Origin of the sequence: Mycobacterium sp. TY815 (assembly GCF_030755135.1) — a bacterium.
GTDB lineage: Bacteria > Actinomycetota > Actinomycetes > Mycobacteriales > Mycobacteriaceae > Mycobacterium.
Genome location: NZ_JAUFRX010000001.1, coordinates 4267444 through 4284990, shown reverse-complemented (window position 1 = coordinate 4284990; position 17547 = coordinate 4267444). Strand labels below are relative to the sequence as shown.

The following is a 17547-nucleotide window of genomic DNA, read 5'->3' as shown; positions in this document are numbered from 1 at the left end:
CGGGTTAACGAACCTCGATGCCGCTGCCCGCCACGGTGTGGCCAATAACGGGATAGCCGGGTAGCTCACCGACCACCAGCAGCCCGCCGGAGGTCTGGGCGTCGGCCAGCAACAACAGGTCATCTTCGGTCACCCCGCTGGCGAATTCGAGGTGGGGTTGCACCCAGTCGAGATTGCGGCGGGTGCCGCCGGAGACGAAACCATCTCCGAGGGCCGCGCGGGCCGCCTCGAGCACCGGCACCGCGGCGCGGTCGATGACCGCTCCCACTCCTGAGGCGCGGCACATCTTGTGCAGGTGTCCCAGCAGGCCGAAACCAGTCACGTCGGTGGCCGCCTCGGCACCGGCTGTCAAAGCTGCCTCTGATGCGTCGCGGTTCAGGCGGGTCATGACGTCGATCGCCTCCCGACAGATCTCACCGGTCTGCTTGTGACGGTTGTTGAGCAGGCCCACGCCGAGCGGCTTGGTGAGGGTGAGCGGCAAACCCGGTTTGGCGGCGTCGTTGCGGAGCAACCGTGCCGGGTCGGCCACGCCGGTGACCGCCATCCCGTATTTGGGTTCCGGGTCGTCGATGGAATGGCCGCCGATCACCGGGCAACCCGCCTCGGAGGCCACCGCCAGACCGCCCCGCAGCACTTCGGTCATCAACTCCAGCGGCAGCACGTCCCGCGGCCAGCCGACCAGGTTGATAGCGACCACCGGGCGTCCGCCCATGGCGTAGATGTCGGACAGCGCGTTGGCGGCGGCGATGCGCCCCCAGTCGAAGGCGTCGTCGACGACCGGCGTGAAGAAGTCCGCGGTCGACAGCACCGCGAGATCGCCGACCCGCACCGCGGCGGCGTCGTCACCGTCGTCGAGGCCCACCAGGACATCAGGCCCCGCCTGGCCGGTGAGCCCGCGCACCGCTTCTTCGAGTTCGCCGGGTGGGATCTTGCAGGCGCAACCGCCGCCGTGCGCGTAGCCGGTAAGCCGGGTCATGGCCCGAGCCTACGGAGACCGACGAATGTGCGGCCAGCCGCACGCTGGTAGCCGAGTGTGCGGCCCGCCGCACGCTCGTGGACCGTTGGCAAGGGTGGCACGGGTACGTTTACCCATGGAGGCGTTTGGGTTCCTGGTGGTCCCCCCGGTCTTCAAAACCGGTGAGATCGAGCATCTCGGTCTGGCGGGTTCGATTCCCGTCCGCCTCCGCGTATTCCACCGAGAGAGGTCACGTGACGCAGGTCGACCCGCGACGGCTGATTCCCCGCACGGATCAGTTGCTGGCCCGCCCGGCTGTGCAAGAACAACGTAAAAGGTTGGGCGACAAGGTTATCCGCGAGAAGATCCGCGAGATCCAAAACCGGGCGCGACACGGTGAACTGCCGCCGGACCGGGTGCCGGAAGCGGTCGAAGGGGCCTTGGCCGCTGAGGCCACCACCTCGCTGCGCCCGGTGCTCAACGCCACCGGCGTCGTCGTGCACACCAATCTCGGCCGCGCCCCGCTCGGCGCGGGGGCGGTCGAGGCGCTGATAGCGGCCAGCGGCTACGTCGACGTCGAACTCGACCTCGCCACCGGCGCCCGCTCCAAGCGCGGCGTCGCAGTCCGCGCAGCGATACTCGATGCCTGCCCCGCGGCCGAGGACGTCCTCGTCGTCAACAACGGCGCCGCCGCGCTGGTCTTGACGACCACCGCGCTGGCCGCCGGCAGGGAAGTCATCATCAGCCGCGGCGAGCTGATCGAGATCGGCGCCGGTTTCCGGTTGCCCGACCTGATCGCCTCGACCGGCGCACGGCTGCGGGAGGTCGGCGCCACCAACCGCACCCATCTGAAGGATTACCAGGCGGCACTAGGCCCGGACACCGGCTGCGTGCTCAAGGTGCACCAGAGCAACTTCCGGGTAGAGGGCTTCACCGCCGCCGCAACACTCGCCGAACTCGCGTCCGTCACCAAGGCCGGCAACATCCCGCTGATCGCCGACCTGGGCAGTGGATTGTTCGAGCCTGACGCGCTGCTGCCCGACGAGCCCGATGCCGCCACCGCGCTGACCGAGGGCGCTGACCTGGTCATCGCCAGCGGCGACAAACTGCTCGGCGGACCCCAGGCCGGCATCATCCTCGGCAGTGCCGAGCTGATCACCACGCTGGCGCGGCATCCACTGGCCCGAGCGGTCCGCGCCGACAAGCTGACCCTGGCCGCACTCGAGGCGACGGTGTGCGCGGGCAGTTCACCGGTGACCGCGGCGCTGCACGCCAAACCCGACCGGCTGCGTGCCCGCGCGGAACGACTCGCGCAGGCGGTGGGCGCGACCGTCGTCGCGCACGACGGGCGGGTCGGCGGCGGGGGCGCCCCCGGCGTGCCGCTACCCGGCTGGGCGGTCCGCCTGCCCGAGTCCGCGGCGGCAGCGCTTAGAGGCGGAGAGCCCGCGGTGCTGCCCCGGGTGCACGACGGGGCCTGCCTGCTGGACCTGCGCTGCATTCCCGAGGATGACGATGACCACCTGCTGGCCGCGGTGCGCACGGCGCTGGGCGGGCAGCTCTGAGCACCCACGTGGTGGCTACCGCCGGCCACGTCGACCACGGCAAGAGCACGCTCATCCAGGCGCTCACCGGCATGCAACCCGACCGCTGGGAAGAGGAACGCCGCCGCGGCCTGACCATCGACCTCGGATTCGCATGGACCACGCTGCCGTCCGGTCGCAGGGTCGCGTTCGTCGACGTCCCGGGCCACCAGCGGTTCCTGGGCAACACGCTGGCCGGCCTCGGTCCGGTGCCGGTGGTGTGCTTCGTCGTCGCCGCCGACGAAGGCTGGCAGGCGCAGTCCGACGATCATCGCGATGCCGTTGCGGCACTGGGCATTCGGCATGGCCTCATCGTGGTCACCCGCGCCGACCGGGCGCCGGAACGCGGTGCCGGTGTGCTCGCGCAGGCCCGGACCGAGTTGGCCGACACCGGCCTCGGTGGTGCCCCGGGCGTCATGGTGTCGGCTGTCGAGGGGACCGGGCTCACCGAGTTGCGCGCTGCTCTGGACGACGTGCTGGCCCGGGTGCCGCCACCCGAGACCACAGCGCGGGTGCGACTGTGGGTGGACCGCTCCTTCACCATCACCGGCGCCGGCACGGTGGTCACCGGAACGCTGCCCGCCGGGACGCTGGCCGTCGATGACCGGCTGGAGCTGCTGGGCGCGCCGGACAACCGGCCGGTGACAATCCGCGGCCTGCAGAGCTGCGGGCAGCCGTACCCGGCGCTGGGACCGGTCGCGCGGGTGGCGCTCAACCTGCGCGGCCTGCCCCGCGACGCCGTCCGACGCGGCGACGCGCTGGTCACCCCCGACGCGTGGCCGAGCACCCGGCTGCTCGACGTGCGACGGACCTCCGGCGGTCCGTGGACCGACGCGCCGGCACACCTCGTCGCGCATGTCGGCACCGCGGCCGTGCCGGTGCGGCTGCGGCCCTTCGACGACGATCACGGTCGGCTCACCCTCGACCGGCGGCTGCCGTTGGTGCTCGGTGACCGGCTGGTGTTACGCGATCCGGGCAGCGTGCGGATCGTCGGCGGCGCCGAGGTGCTCGACGCCGAACCACCAGCCCTGCGCCGGCGCGGCGACAGCGGACGACGGGCGGCGGTGCTGGCCCTCTCGGAAGCCGGCGGTGACGTCGAGGCTGAAGTGGCGCGCCGCGGCGCGGTGCGGGAAAGTCACCTGCGCCGGCTGGGGTTGCTACCGGCCACCGTACCGGCGCAGGTGCTGGTTTTCGGCGACTGGTGGGTGCACTCCCCGGCGCACCAGGCATGGCAGCAGCGGCTGCGGGCCGCGGTCGAAGAGCTGTACGCGCGAGATCCGTTGTCTGAAGGTTTATCTCGGGGCGCCGCGCGCGATCTGCTGGCGCTGCCCGACGAGACGCTGCTGGATGGCGTGGCCCGTGCCGCCGGGCTGGAGCAGCAGGGCGGCCACGTGCGGCCACCCGGAGCACGGCCCGATCTGGGCCACGCCGAAGCGTCGGTGAGCGAGCTGGAGGCGAGGTTGCGGGCAGAGCCGTTCCGCGCTCCCGAGGCCTACGAATTGCAGGCGCTCAAACTCGACACCCGCGAACTGGCCGCCGCCGAACGTGCCGGGCGGCTGTTGCGGCTGCGCGACGGCGTCGTGCTGCTGCCGAGTGCGCCCGCGCTGGCGATGCGTGCGCTGGCAGCGCTCGACCAGCCTTTCACCACAAGCCAAGCGCGCCAGGCGCTCAACACGACCAGGCGGGTCGCGATCCCACTGCTCGAGCATCTCGACGCGCGCGGCTGGACCCGTCGGCTCGATGCCGGACACCGCGAAGTCGTGCGCTAGCAAGCTATTCTGCACCCATGGCGCTCGAAGCGCGTTCAGCGGCAGCGGTGCCGGTCACGAGTCGGCGCCGCCGCCTCCCGCCACGCAATGTCACCTATCCCAAAAGCGTTACCCGCCAAAAGCGGGTCCTGGTCCGGTCCACCCGGATCGGCGCCATCGTCAGTGCCTTCTACACCCTGCTCGCCATCTTCGTCGGACATGAGGGCATGTCCATCGCCGCGCTCAGCGCCGTCAGCACGGTCGTCTATCTGGCGATCCCGCTGCTGTACCGCTACGGGGTTCTGCTCGCCCCAATGGTTTTCATCATCGCGGCATACGTGTTGATCACCGTCCTATGTTTGCGCATCGGCACCGGCGCTGGCATCCAGTTCTACTACCTGGTGGGCGCAACGATCGTCCTGCTCGTCCTCGGCATCGACCACATCGTGCTGGCCTCGGTGATGGCCGCGGTGGGTGCGGTGCTGACGGTGGTGTTGCAGATGACGGTGCCCGAAAAGACAGGCGTGCAACCCGATTGGGCCTATGCCTTCGGCTACGTGGTCTCGGTGGCCACATCGTGGCTCATGGTGATGGCGATCGTATGGTCAGCGCTGCGCGAAATCACCCGTGCCGAACGGGTGATCGAGGCGGAATACCACCGGTCCGAGTCGTTGCTCGCCAACATACTTCCCACGAAAATCGCTGAGCGATTGAAGGATCCGTCCCGATCGGTCATCGCCGACAAGTACGATGACGCCTCCGTGCTGTTCGCCGACATCGCCGGATTCACTAGTCGGGCCAGCGACACCGCACCCACCGAGCTGGTCCGGTTTCTGGACCAGCTCTACACCCAGCTCGATGCGCTGGTGGACCGGCACGGCCTGGAGAAGATCAAGACCAGTGGCGATTCCTACATGGTGGTAAGCGGTGTGCCCGACCCCCGCCCGGACCACCTCGAGGCGCTGGCGCGGTTGGCGCTCGACATGGCCGATGCCGTTGCCGGACTGAAAGATCCGCAGGGGCGCGCGGTTCCGCTGCGAATCGGCCTGGCGGCCGGTCCCGTGGTCGCCGGTGTGGTAGGAGCGCGCAAGTTCTTCTATGACGTGTGGGGCGATGCCGTCAACGTCGCGGCCAGGATGGAGACCACCGACGTCGAGGGCCGGATCCAGGTGCCCCAGGACGTGTATGACCGGCTCAAGGACGGCTTCCTCTTTGAGGAGCGAGGTGACATCCAGGTCAAGGGCAAAGGCGTGATGCACACCTGGTACCTCGTCGGCAGAATCCCGCGGTCGGCTTAAAACCCTGCTGCGTCGGCGATTTCGCGGGCCTTCTGCACCCGGGCGTCGATCCAGGCGACGACCGGGGTACCGGCCGATGCCTTGTTCTGCGGTTCCTCCATTGCCCGGCGCATCACGCCTTCGGCGATGATCGCCAGCTTCCACAGTCCCAGTGCATGCCAGTACTGCAGCGCGGCGGCATCGCGACCGGTCTCGTCCAGATACAGCCGGGTCATCTCCGCCCGGTCCGGGAAGCCCTCCAAGGTCGAGGGCGCGTAGTCGCCGCTGACAGCTTCGCCCGGTTCCGCCCAGTAGGTGAACAGGCTGCCCATGTCGGCAAGCGGATCGCCGAGCGTGGACAGTTCCCAATCCAGCGTTGCCACGATCTGACCGGTCTCGGGTGACGTGATCAGGTTGCGCAGGTGAAAGTCGCCGTGCACCAGGCTGACTTCGCGCTGCTCGGGCGCGGCGGCAGCAAGCCGGCGGGTGAGGTCGTCGAGGTCGGGCAGTTCGCGCGTTTTCGACAACTCCCATTGTCCCGCCCAGCGTTTGAGCTGTCGCTGGGCATAGGGCTTGTGGCTGGCCAGGTCTGCCAGCCCCACCTCGTCGAGGTCGACGGCGTGGATCTTGGCCAGGGTGTGCGGCAGGTCCACGGCGATCCGGCGGCGCTGCTGTGGTGTCAGCGCCTCGGCGACGCTCATCGTGTCGACTACCAGCCCGTCGACGAACTCCATCAACACCAGCGGTACGTCGCTGAACTCTGAATCCGTTGTGGTCGCGATGATTTGCGGCACCGGAACCGGGGTGTCGGCCAACGCGGCGATGATGCGCGCTTCCCGGAGCACGTCATGTGCCGAGGCCAGCAGATGCCCCAGCGGCGGGCGGCGCAACACCCACGCGCGTCCCGCCGCGTCGCTGACCCGGTACGTAAGATTCGACTGCCCCAGCCCGATCCGCTGAAACTGCAGCGGCGCCTGGAATTCGATCCGCAGCGAGGTGAGCCAGCGTGCCACCGCGTCCGGGTCCAGGCCGACCACCGTCACTTCGGAGTGGCTTCCCGGTACTTGCGCAGTTCCTGGCTGGCGATGGCTCGCTTGTGTACCTCGTCGGGACCGTCGGCCAGGCGCAGGGTGCGCAGGTGTGCCCACGCCATGGCCAGCGGGAAGTCGTCGGTGACACCACCGCCGCCGTGTACCTGAATGGCGCGGTCGACGATCTTGAGCGCGATGTTCGGCGCCGCGACCTTGATGGCTGCGATCTCCGTGCGGGCTGCCTTGTTGCCGACCGTGTCCATCAGGTACGCGGCCTTCATGGTGAGCAGCCGGATCATTTCGATGTCGATGCGGGACTCGGCGATCCAGTCGCGGATGTTGGCGTTGGCGCTGATCGGCTTGCCGAAGGTGACCCGCGACTCCGCTCGCCGGCACAGCAGCTCCAGCGCGCGTTCGGACATCCCGATGGCGCGCATGCAGTGGTGGATGCGGCCCGGGCCCAGCCGGGCCTGGCTGATCGCGAAACCTTCGCCTTCGCCCTTGAGCACGTCTTTCGACGGCACCCGCACGTCCTGGAAGTCGATCTCCGCGTGGCCCTCGCGGTCCTGGTAGCCGAAGACCGAAAGATTGCGGCGGACCGTGATGCCCGGTGCGTCGATCGGCACCACCATCATCGACTGCTGGCGGTGCGGAGCGGCCTCCGGATCGGTCTTGCCCATCACGATCAGCACCTTGCAGTTGCGGTGCATTCCGTTGGAGGCGAACCATTTTCGTCCATTAAGGACGTAGTCGTCGCCGTCGCGCACCATCGACATCTCGACGTTGGTGGCATCGGAGCTCGCCACCGCCGGCTCGGTCATGGCGAACGCCGAGCGGATCTTGCCGTCCAGGAGCGGCTTGAGGTAGCGCTCCTTGTGTTCGTCGGTGCCGAACAGCGTCAGCACCTCCATGTTGCCGGTGTCCGGGGCACTGCAGTTGCAGGCCTCGGAGGCGAGGTGGCTGCGGCCCATGATCTCGGCCAGCGGTGCGTACTCGAGGTTGGTCAGTCCCGGGCCCCACTCGGGGTGTGGGTGAAAGAGGTTCCACAGCCCACGCTTTCGCGCCTCGGCCTTCAGGTCCTCCAGGATCGGCGGGTGGAAGTGCGGGTCGCCGGCCTCCCGCATCTGCTCGTCGTACACGGCTTCAGCCGGGTAGACGTGCGAATCCATGAATTCGAGCAGGTCCGACTGGTACTGCTGGGCGCGCTCGGAGATATCAAACAGGGCCATACCAGTGGTCTACACCACGGCCCGGAGGAACCCATTCGCGGCATCGCCAACCATGCACTTCGCGCGTTAACGTCGACGGATGAAGACAACAGCCGCGGTCCTCATCGAAGCGGGCCGGCCATTCGAACTGATGGAACTGGACCTGGACGGCCCCAAAGAGGGTGAAGTCCTGATCAACTACACGGCCGCCGGGCTGTGCCACTCCGACCTGCACCTCACCGACGGTGACCTGCCGCCGCGCTTCCCGATCGTCGGCGGCCATGAGGGAGCCGGGATCATCGAGGACGTCGGGCCGGGCGTGACGAAGGTGAAGCCCGGTGACCATGTCGTCTGCAGTTTCATCCCCAGCTGCGGCCACTGCCGGTACTGCTCGACCGGCAGGCAGAGTCTGTGCGATATGGGCGCGACTATCCTGGAGGGCTGCATGCCGGACGGATCGTTCCGTTTCCACAGCGGCGGAACGGATTTCGGCGCGATGTGCCTGCTGGGCACCTTCGCCAAGAAGGCGACGATCTCGCAGCATTCGGTGGTCAAGATCGATGACTGGCTGCCGCTGGAGACGGCGGTGCTGGTCGGCTGCGGGGTGCCGACGGGGTGGGGCAGTGCCGCCTACGCCGGCAATGTCCGGCCCGGCGACATCACCGTGATCTACGGCATCGGCGGCATCGGCATCAACGCGGTCCAGGGCGCCCTGCACGCCGGGGCCAAGTACATCGTGGTGGTCGACCCGATAGCGTTCAAACGTGACACCGCAATGAAGTTCGGTGCGACGCACGCCTTCGAGAATGCGGCGGCGGCCGCGGAGAAGATCAACGAACTGTCCTGGGGCCAGGGTGCGGACCAGGCCATCGTCACCGTCGGCACTGTCGACGAAGACGTGATCTCGGCGGCGTTCGACGCCGTGGGCAAGGGGGGCAGCGTCGTGGTGGTGGGCCTTGCCGACCCCGCGAAGGCCACCGTCCATGTCTCCGGCGGGATGCTGGTCCTGACCGAGAAGATCATCAGGGGCTCACTGTTCGGCTCGGCCAACCCGCAGTACGACATCGTTCGCCTGCTGCGCCTCTACGACGCCGGGCAGCTCAAACTCGACGAGCTTGTGACGACCAAGTACCGCCTCGAGGATGTCAATCAGGGGTATCAGGATCTACGGGACGGCAAGAACATCCGGGGGGTCATCGTCCACTGACCAGGTCCAGGGCGATGTCCACCAGCATGTCCTCCTGTCCGCCGATCATGCCGCGGCGGCCGGCCTCCTCCAACAGCGTCCGGGCGTCGATGCCATAACGGGCGGACGCATTCTCGGCGTGCCGCAGAAAGCTCGAATAGACCCCGGCGTAGCCGAGGGTCAGCGTTTCGCGGTCGACGCGCACGGGGCGGTCCTGCAGGGGCCGGACCAGATCGTCGGCCGCGTCCTGCAGCGCATGCAGGTCACAACCGTGCAGCCAGCCCAGCTTGTCCGCGGCGGCGACGAACACTTCCAGCGGCGCATTGCCTGCCCCGGCACCCATCCCCGTCAATGACGCGTCGACCCGGGACGCCCCGTGTTCCACGGCAGCAATCGAGTTCGCCACGCCCAACGACAGGTTGTGATGGGCGTGAATTCCGATTTCCGTTGTGGCCAAGAGGTTTTGGCGCACCGCATCCACTCGTTCGGCGATGTCACGCATGGTCATCGCGCCGCCGGAGTCGACGACATAGACGCAGCTGGCGCCGTAGCTCTCCATCAGCCGGGCCTGCTCGGCGAGTGCGGCGGGGGTGCTCAGGTGGCTCATCATCAGAAACCCGGCGGTATCCATGCCGAGCTCACGCGCGGCCGCGATGTGCCGGGCGGAGATGTCGGCCTCCGTGCAGTGGGTGGCGACGCGCACCACGGTCGCGCCGGCCCGCTGCGCGTCCTTCAGATCACGGACGGTGCCGATGCCGGGCAGCACCAACGTCGCCACCTTGGCGCGCCGGGCGACCGAGCTGACAGCCTCGATCCATTCCAGGTCGGTGTGTGCGCCGAAACCGTACACGCAGCTCGAGCCGGCCAGCCCGTCGCCGTGGGCCACCTCGATCGAGTCGACGCCGGCAGCGTCGAGCGCACCGGCGATCGTCACGGCCTGCCGCAGCGTGTACTGGTGCCGGACGGCATGCATCCCGTCGCGCAGGGTGACGTCGCTGACGTAGAGCTGGGTCATGAGATGGCTCCGGTCGTGTGGCGGGCGATCCGTTCGGCGGCGGCTTGCGCGGCCGACGTCATGATGTCCAGATTGCCGGCGTAGGAGGGTAGGTAATCCCCGGCCCCCGCGACTTCGAGCATCGTGGTGACCCGGGTGCCAATGAACTTGCCCGTCTCGGGAATGTGCAGCGGGTTGTCCGCGGTGAAGGTCTCGAACTGCACGCCCTGAGTGAGCCGGTAACCGGGCACGTAGGCACTGACACGTGCCACCATCTCGACGATCGACGCCTCGATCGCGCGGTGGTCGGTGTCCCCGTCGACCAGGCAGTAGACCGTGTTGCGCATCAGCACCGGTGGGTCCGCGGGGTTGAGGATGATGACCGCCTTGCCGCGTTCCGCGCCGCCCACCGATGTCAATGCGGCCGAGGTGGTTTCGATGAATTCGTCGATACCGGCGCGCGTTCCTGGACCCGCCGACTTCGCCGAGATGGCGGAGACGATCTCGGCGTAGGAGACGACGCCGTGGGCGGCGACCGCCGCGACGACCGGCACCGTCGACTGGCCGCCGCAGGTCACCATGTTGAGGTTGCTCACATGCAGGTGTTCATCGAGGTTGACCACGGGCACGCAGTAGGGGCCGACGGCGGCCGGAGTGAGGTCGAGCATGCGCACCCCGGTCGGTTGTAGCAGTGCCCAGTTCGCCCGGTGCGCGGCTGCCGAGGTCGCATCGAACACCAGCCTGACGTCGTCGAAGTGCGGCATCGACAACAACCCGTCCACGCCGCCGGCCGTGACAGGGACACCGAGTCCGCGGGCGCGGGCCAACCCGTCGGAATCAGGGTCGATGCCGACCATCGCGGCGACCCGAAGCGGACCATCGCTGCGCAGGATCTTGATCATCAGGTCGGTGCCGATGTTGCCCGACCCGATGATGGCCACCGGCCAGTCATGTTGTGTCACAGTTCTTTCCTTTATGTAAAGGTGAGCGATACGGTGCCGAGGGGTCCGATGGTCGCGGTGGCGACGTCACCCCGCGCCACGAAGGCCGCGGTGGTGAACGACCCGGACATCACGAACTGGCCTGCGGCGAGTTCGGTGTCGAACTCGGCCAGTGCGTTGGCCAGCCAGGCGACCGCTGCGGCGGGGTCGCCCATCACTGCATCACCGGTGCCCCGGCCGACTTCGGTGCCGTTGAGGACCAGCGACGCGACGACCTGCGGCAGGCAGAGGTCGCTGGTGCAGGGGAACCACTCGCCGATGGCCACCGCGCCCGAGCTCGCATTGTCTGCGACGGTGTCGACCAGGGTGAGCTGCCAGTCCGCGATGCGGCTGTCGACGATCTCGAGCGCCGCGGCCACGGATTGCGTTGCGGCATAGACGTCCGCGACGGTCACGCCGGGCCCGCGCAGCGCATCCCGCAGCATGAAAGCGATCTCGGGCTCCACGCGTGGACTGCAGAACCGCGAGATGGGGACAATGCCGCCGCCGATCACCATGTCGTCCAGGATGAAACCGAAATCCGGTTGGTCGACTCCCAGCAGCGTCTGCATCGGCTCAGACGTCAGACCTATTTTGCGGCCCACCAGAGCCGCGCCGGCGTCCAGACTGCGCTGCAGATTGAGTTGCTGAATCGCATAGGCGTCCGTGACGCCCAGCCCGGGAAGGGATTCGGTCGGGGGGCGGATCGGGGCGCGATCGCGTGCGGCGATCCACAGTGCGTCGGCGGTATCGATGAGCACGAGTACTCCTGGGGTATTGACTCCGTAGTGATCATTACATTACCGTAGGGATCACTACGGTACAAGTGTCGACGATGACACCCGGCGAATCGAGAGTCAGAAGTGAGCGGTTTCGGAGCAGACCCGGCACACGAATATGACGTGGCGATCGTGGGCTACGGCCCGGTCGGCGCCACGGCTGCCAACCTACTCGGCCGACAGGGCCTGAAAGTCGTTGTCATCGAGCGTGATCCCGATATCTACAACCGGGCTCGGGCCATCTCAACCGACGAGGAAGTAATGCGGATCTGGCAGTCGGTGGGGCTGGCCGAGCGGTTGCAGCAGGACATGCTGCCCGACCGCCCGGTGGCCTTCGTCGATGCCGACGGTGCCCCGTTCTACGAGACCGTCATCACCGGCCACGGCTGCGGTCACCCGCCGCAGCAATTCATCTACCAGCCCGCCGTCGACCAGGTACTGCGCGACGGCGTGGCGCGATTCGCCAACGTCGAGACGATGCTCGAGCACGAATGCCTGCGGGTGGCGAACAAAGGCGACCACGTAGAGCTGATGATGGCCGACCTGCGTACCGACTCCTTCAAACGGATCCGCGCCCGGTACGTGATCGCCGCTGACGGAGGTTCCTCTCCCACCCGGGGCCAGTTGGGTGTCGGCTACTCGGGAAAGACCTACACCGAGCGTTGGGTCGTGATCGACACCGAGGTCATCCGGGAATGGGATGCCCACGACCGGTTGAGGTTTCATTGCAACCCGGCGCGCCCCACGGTCGACTGCCCGACACCGCTGGGACATCACCGGTGGGAGTTCCCGGCCCGCTCGGGTGAATCTGACGAACAGCTCGTCAGCGACGAGGCCGTCTGGAAGGTACTCAACGAACAAGGCATCACCGATGAGCACGTGCGGGTACTGCGGGCGGTGATCTACAGCCACCATGTCCGGACGGCCGACCGCTGGCGCGTCGGCCGGGTGTTCCTGGCCGGCGACGCGGCGCACGCGATGCCGCCGTGGATCGGGCAGGGCATGGCCGCGGGCGTGCGTGATGTGGCCAACCTGTGCTGGAAGATCGCCACGGTATGGCGTGGGCAGGCCGGCGAAGCACTCCTGGATTCCTATGAGGCAGAACGCAAACCACATGTCATCGAGGTCACCAGACGAGCGGTGTTGATGGGCCGCGTCATCACCGAACGCAACAGGGTGCTGGCGGCCGTCCGCAACCATTTGTTACGCGTGATCACCAAGGTGCCGGCGATCACGAGGCAGGGACAGAAGTTGTACTGGGTTCCCCAGGCCCACTACCCCCACGGATTCTTCGCCGCCAAGGGTCATCCGGCCGAAGGCCGGCAGATCGTCCAACCCTGGTTGGCCGACGACGCAGGCGCCAGGCGGCGTCTCGACGACGTCCTGCAGGGTCGCTGGACGCTGCTGCACATCGGTGCACCGCCGCCGGGCGCGCAGTCCTGGATGGATCGCGGCGCCGTGGCACTGGCCGTCCGCGATGCGACCCTGACGGCCTGGTTGACCGAGCACAAGGCCACCGCCGTCATCATCCGGCCGGACGGCTTCGTCTATGCGGCAACGGATTCAAGCGCACCACTGCCCCCGCCGCCAGCCGGACTGGACTGCGCCGACACCGTCGTCACACCGATTCGCAACGGAGTCCCGGCATGACGAGCACAGCACTGGCCGAACAGACCGTCGTCGTCAACGGCCGGGCGATCTTCTACGCCGAAGCCGGCAGCGGGGCTGCCGTTGTGCTGCTGCACGGCGGCGGGCCCGGTGCGTCCGGGGTGACGAACTACTCCCGCAACATCGACGCGCTGGCGCGGCGGTTCCGGGTGATCGTGCCCGACATGCCGGGTTACGGCCGCTCGACGAAGACGCTCGATCAGTCCGATCCGTTCGGGTGCCTGGCCGATGCGATCCGTGGTCTGCTCGACGTACTCGGTCTGGAGAAAGCGCATCTGGTCGGCAACTCCTACGGCGGCGCGGCCGCACTGCGACTCGCGCTGGACACGCCGCACCGGGTCGACAGGCTTGTCCTGATGGGGCCGGGTGGCATCGGGACCACCCGGGCGCTGCCCACCGCCGGGCTCAACAGCCTGATGTCCTATTACGGTGGAGATGGTCCGAGCCGGGACAAGCTGGCCAGCTTCATCCGCACTTACCTTGTCTACGAGGGTGATTCGGTTCCGGACGAGTTGATCGACCTGCGCTACCACGCGTCGATCGATCCCGACGTGGTCGCCAACCCGCCGTTGCGCCGACCGTCGGGACCACTGGCACTGCGCACGCTGTGGCGAATGGACCTGACCCGGGACGCGCGGTTGAAACATCTGCAGACACCGACATTGGTGCTGTGGGGCCGCGACGACAAGGTCAACCGGCCGGCAGGTGGGCCGATGCTGCTCAACACGCTGCCCAACGCCGAGTTGGTGATGACCTCTCACACCGGCCACTGGCTGCAATGGGAACGCGCGGAACTGTTCAACAAGCTGGTGTGTGAATTCCTGCAGTCCGATTCGAGGTTGGCTCATGCATAACGTATTCGGCCGGGTTCACCTCGGTTACCTCGTCATCGAAACGAACAAGTTCGCCGATTGGCGAAGGTTCGGGCGCGACGCTCTCGGCATGCACCTCGACGACGCCCTGCCGGATGTGCAGCGATTCCGCCTTGATGACCACGAGTGCCGGTTCCTGCTGCAGCGCGGGCCGGCCGAAGACGTCACGACGTTGGGCTGGGAAGTCGACGATCACGACGCATTCGACGACATCGTTTCCCGCGTCACCGGTCACGGCGTCCCGGTCACCGAGGGCTCAGCCGAGGAGGCCGCGTTGCGCGGCGTCGAGCGCCTGGTGCGGTTCCCCGGGCCCAACGGCCTGGCTCAGGAGATCTTCGCCCGCGCCGGCACCAGCACGGTCCCGCTCGCCGTCCGTGGCGGGTTCGTCACCGGCGCTTCGGGATTGGGTCACGTCGCGCTACCCAGTAAGAAGCCGGAACAGGTGCGCGGCTACTACCAGACGGTGTTCGACGCCCGGCTGACCGATTTCATCGACGAGACGATCAGCGGTCTGAAGTTCAAGATCCGCTTCCTGCGGGTCAACGAACGTCATCATTCGGTGGCGATCGCTGCCGTCAACCGGTTGCCGCTCAATCCGATTCGGACCCGGGTGCAGCACTGCAACATCCAGGTCGCCCAGCTCGACGACATGACCACGGCCTATCAGCGGGTCAAGGAACTCGGCTTCGAAATGGCGCTCGGTGTCGGACAGCACACCAACGACCGGGAGTTGTCCTTCTATGCCGTGACGCCGTCCGGGTTCGAATGGGAGGTCGGTTGGAACCCGATTGTCGTCGACGAAACGACCTGGGAGCCAACAACACACCAGGGCATCAGCATCTGGGGTCACACGCCCGAAGGCCAGACCATCCTCGACAAACTCCACCAGTTCAAGGTCGGAGCACAGTCGCTTTGGCAGCGCGAAGACACCGTGCCCGCGCTGGCGGGCGCAACCGTCTGACGCGGCGTAACGGTCCGTTCAGTCCCGCGCGGCCGCCAAGGCGTCGTTGAAGGTCTTGCTCGGTCGCATCACGGCCGCGGTCTTGTCCGGGTCCGGGTAGTAGTAGCCGCCGATGTCTGCCTCTTCGCCCTGCGCGGCGTTGAGCTCTTTGACGATGGTGTCTTCGTTCTTGGCCAATGCGTCGGCGAGAGAGGCGAAGTGCTTCTTCAGCTCTTCGTCCTCGTCCTGCGCGGCGAGCTCCTGCGCCCAGTACATGGCGAGGTAGAACTGGCTGCCCCGGTTGTCGAGCTCGCCGGTCTTGCGGGACGGGCTCTTGTCGTTCTCCAGCAGCGTGCCGATAGCGGCATCCAGTGTCTTGCCCAGGATCTTGGCGCGCTCGTTGCCGGTCTTGATGCCGATGTCCTCGAAACACGCACCGAGAGCGAGGAACTCACCGAGTGAGTCCCACCGCAGGTGATTCTCCTCGACCAGCTGGTGGACGTGCTTGGGTGCCGAGCCCCCAGCCCCGGTTTCGTACATGCCGCCGCCGGCCATCAGCGGCACGATGGACAACATCTTGGCGCTGGTACCGAGCTCCAGGATCGGGAACAGGTCGGTGAGGTAGTCACGCAGGATATTGCCGGTGGCGGCGATGGTGTCCAGCCCGCGCACCAGGCGCTCCAGCGTGTACCGCATGGAGCGCACCTGGGACATGATCTGGATATCGAGGCCCTCGGTGTCGTGCTCCTTGAGGTACGTCTTGACCTTCTTGATCAGCTCGTTCTCGTGGGGCCGGTAGGGGTCGAGCCAGAACAGCACCGGCATGCCGGAGTTGCGCGCCCGGTTGACGGCCAGCTTGACCCAGTCGCGAATCGGCTCGTCCCGCACGATCGGCATGCGCCAGATGTCGCCTTCTTCGACGTTCTGGCTGAGCAGCACCTCACCGGTGTCGAGGTCGACGATGTTGGCGACGCCCTCCTCGGGGATCTCGAAGGTCTTGTCGTGCGAACCGTATTCCTCGGCCTGCTGTGCCATCAGCCCGACGTTGGGGACGGTGCCCATCGTCGTCGGGTCGAACTGGCCGTTGGTCTTACAGAAGTTGATGATCTCCTGGTAGATGCGGGAGAAGGTGGACTCCGGGTTGACGGCCTTGGTGTCCTTGGGCCGACCGTCGGCGCCCCACATCTTGCCGCCGGCCCGGATCATCGCGGGCATGGACGCGTCCACGATCACGTCGCTGGGCGAGTGGAAGTTCGAGATGCCCTTGGCCGAGTCGACCATCGCCAATTCGGGGCGGTGCTCGTGGCAGGCGTGCAGGTCACGGATGATCTCGTCGTGCTGTGAGGCGGGAAGCGACTCGATCTTGTTGTAGAGGTCCACCAGCCCGTTGTTGACGTTGACGCCCAGCTCGTCGAACAGTTTCTGGTGCTTCTCGAAGGCGTCTTTGTAGAAGACGCGCACGGCATGCCCGAACACGATGGGGTGGCTAACCTTCATCATGGTCGCCTTGACGTGCAGCGAGAACATCACGCCGGTCTTGCGCGCGTCCTCCATCTGCTCTTCATAGAAGTCGAGCAGTGCCTTCCTGCTCATGAACATGCTGTCGATCACGTCGCCCTCGAGCAGCGCGACCTTCGGCTTGAGTTCGAGGGTCTGCCCGCTCTTGGTCTCCAGCACCATCTTCACGTTGCGCGGGCGGTCCAGCGTCATCGACTTCTCACCGTGGTAGAAGTCGCCGTGCTTCATGGTTGCGACGTGGGTGCGCGACGCCATCGACCACTCGCCCATGCTGTGCGGGTGTTTGCGCGCGTACTCCTTGACTGCTTTGGGGGCGCGCCGGTCGGAGTTGCCTTCCCGAAGTACCGGGTTGACTGCGCTGCCAAGGCAATTGGCGTAGCGCTTGCGGATCTCTTTTTCCTCGTCGGTCTTCGGGTTCTCCGGGAAGTCCGGGATCTTGTAGCCCTTGCCCTGCAGTTCCTTGATGGCCGACACCAGCTGCGGCACCGAGGCGCTGATGTTGGGCAGCTTGATGATGTTGGTGTCCGGTTCCTGGGTCAATTTGCCCAGTTCACCCAGGTTGTTCGGGACGCGCTGATCTTCGTCCAGCTGGTCGGGGAACTGGGCCAGGATGCGGGCCGCCACCGAGATGTCGCTGGTCTTGATGGTGATGCCCGCCGGTTCGGCGAAGGCCCGGACTATCGGCAGAAATGCGTAGGTCGCCAGCAGTGGCGCCTCGTCGGTCAGCGTGTAGATGATGGTCGGCTGCTCGGCGCTCATGCGTGTTCTCCCGGCGTCAGTGTCGGTCCGATGGTGAGGGGCTCAGTACATC

14 protein-coding genes and 1 tRNA gene are annotated in these 17547 nt (G+C 67.1%); 8 read left to right on the top strand and 7 right to left on the bottom strand.

From position 1 onward, the window contains the following. Nucleotides 1-4: 4 nt before the first annotated feature. A complete protein-coding gene (selD, locus tag QXK92_RS18660) occupies nt 5-976 on the bottom strand; it encodes a selenide, water dikinase SelD (protein WP_306243652.1) in 972 nt (323 codons plus the stop codon). 117 nt (nt 977-1093) lie between these two features. Between selD and QXK92_RS18655 the strand changes: the two genes are divergently transcribed. From QXK92_RS18655 to QXK92_RS18640, 4 genes are all read left to right on the top strand, one after another. Continuing rightward, nucleotides 1094-1187 (top strand) — tRNA-Sec (locus QXK92_RS18655). A gap of 22 nt (nt 1188-1209) precedes the next feature. Further along, nucleotides 1210-2517, top strand: a complete 1308-nt coding sequence (gene selA / locus QXK92_RS18650; RefSeq protein ID WP_306243650.1) for an L-seryl-tRNA(Sec) selenium transferase — start codon at nt 1210-1212, stop codon at nt 2515-2517. An 11-nt stretch (nt 2518-2528) separates the two neighbouring features. Then, nucleotides 2529-4304, top strand: coding sequence for a selenocysteine-specific translation elongation factor (selB, locus tag QXK92_RS18645; protein ID WP_306243649.1), 1776 nt, complete (start codon nt 2529-2531; stop codon nt 4302-4304). Nucleotides 4305-4321: 17 nt separating this feature from the next. Beyond that, the gene (locus tag QXK92_RS18640; protein WP_306243647.1) at nt 4322-5581 is read left to right on the top strand and encodes an adenylate/guanylate cyclase domain-containing protein; all 1260 of its coding nucleotides are present in this window, start codon (nt 4322-4324) and stop codon (nt 5579-5581) included. Here the strand turns inward: QXK92_RS18640 and QXK92_RS18635 are convergent. Together QXK92_RS18635 and QXK92_RS18630 are read right to left on the bottom strand one after the other, a co-directional pair. Beyond that, the gene (locus QXK92_RS18635; RefSeq protein WP_306243646.1) at nt 5578-6603 is read right to left on the bottom strand and encodes a phosphotransferase family protein; all 1026 of its coding nucleotides are present in this window, start codon (nt 6601-6603) and stop codon (nt 5578-5580) included. The two genes, QXK92_RS18640 and QXK92_RS18635, sit on opposite strands and share 4 nt — an antisense overlap. Next, a complete protein-coding gene (locus QXK92_RS18630) occupies nt 6600-7820 on the bottom strand; it encodes an acyl-CoA dehydrogenase family protein (protein ID WP_306243644.1) in 1221 nt (406 codons plus the stop codon). Before QXK92_RS18630 ends, QXK92_RS18635 begins: the two co-directional genes overlap by 4 nt. Nucleotides 7821-7899: 79 nt before the next feature. Between QXK92_RS18630 and QXK92_RS18625 the strand changes: the two genes are divergently transcribed. Further along, entirely contained in the window at nt 7900-9006 is a 1107-nt protein-coding gene (locus QXK92_RS18625; protein ID WP_306243642.1) for an NDMA-dependent alcohol dehydrogenase, read from the top strand. Here the strand turns inward: QXK92_RS18625 and dmpG are convergent. Genes dmpG through QXK92_RS18610 form a run of 3 tightly spaced genes read right to left on the bottom strand, consistent with a single transcriptional unit; the run spans nt 8993 to nt 11720 of the window. Further along, the gene (gene dmpG / locus QXK92_RS18620; RefSeq protein ID WP_306243641.1) at nt 8993-10000 is read right to left on the bottom strand and encodes a 4-hydroxy-2-oxovalerate aldolase; all 1008 of its coding nucleotides are present in this window, start codon (nt 9998-10000) and stop codon (nt 8993-8995) included. The genes QXK92_RS18625 and dmpG overlap by 14 nt on opposite strands. After that, entirely contained in the window at nt 9997-10920 is a 924-nt protein-coding gene (locus QXK92_RS18615) for an acetaldehyde dehydrogenase (acetylating) (protein ID WP_306244524.1), read from the bottom strand. Before QXK92_RS18615 ends, dmpG begins: the two co-directional genes overlap by 4 nt. Before the next feature lie 32 nt (nt 10921-10952). Continuing rightward, complete coding sequence (locus QXK92_RS18610; protein WP_306243639.1) at nt 10953-11720, bottom strand: 2-keto-4-pentenoate hydratase; 768 nt, start codon at nt 11718-11720, stop codon at nt 10953-10955. Nucleotides 11721-11822: 102 nt separating this feature from the next. On the opposite strand from QXK92_RS18610, the gene QXK92_RS18605 reads away from it, so the two are divergent. From QXK92_RS18605 to QXK92_RS18595, 3 genes are read left to right on the top strand one after another with little or no spacing between them, the layout of a single operon-like run. Then, nucleotides 11823-13388 (top strand): bifunctional 3-(3-hydroxy-phenyl)propionate/3-hydroxycinnamic acid hydroxylase, encoded by a 1566-nt coding sequence (locus tag QXK92_RS18605; RefSeq protein WP_306243637.1) that lies wholly within the window; start codon nt 11823-11825, stop codon nt 13386-13388. After that, nucleotides 13385-14260, top strand: a complete 876-nt coding sequence (locus tag QXK92_RS18600) for an alpha/beta fold hydrolase (RefSeq protein ID WP_306243635.1) — start codon at nt 13385-13387, stop codon at nt 14258-14260. Before QXK92_RS18605 ends, QXK92_RS18600 begins: the two co-directional genes overlap by 4 nt. Then, nucleotides 14253-15239, top strand: coding sequence for a VOC family protein (locus tag QXK92_RS18595; RefSeq protein WP_306243633.1), 987 nt, complete (start codon nt 14253-14255; stop codon nt 15237-15239). The genes QXK92_RS18600 and QXK92_RS18595 overlap by 8 nt, the downstream gene beginning before the upstream one ends. Nucleotides 15240-15257: 18 nt before the next feature. On the opposite strand, the gene QXK92_RS18590 is transcribed toward QXK92_RS18595, so the two are convergent. Continuing rightward, nucleotides 15258-17495: an NADP-dependent isocitrate dehydrogenase gene (locus QXK92_RS18590; RefSeq protein WP_306243631.1), complete on the bottom strand. Its 2238-nt coding sequence runs from the start codon at nt 17493-17495 to the stop codon at nt 15258-15260. Between the last annotated feature and the right edge of the window lie 52 nt (nt 17496-17547).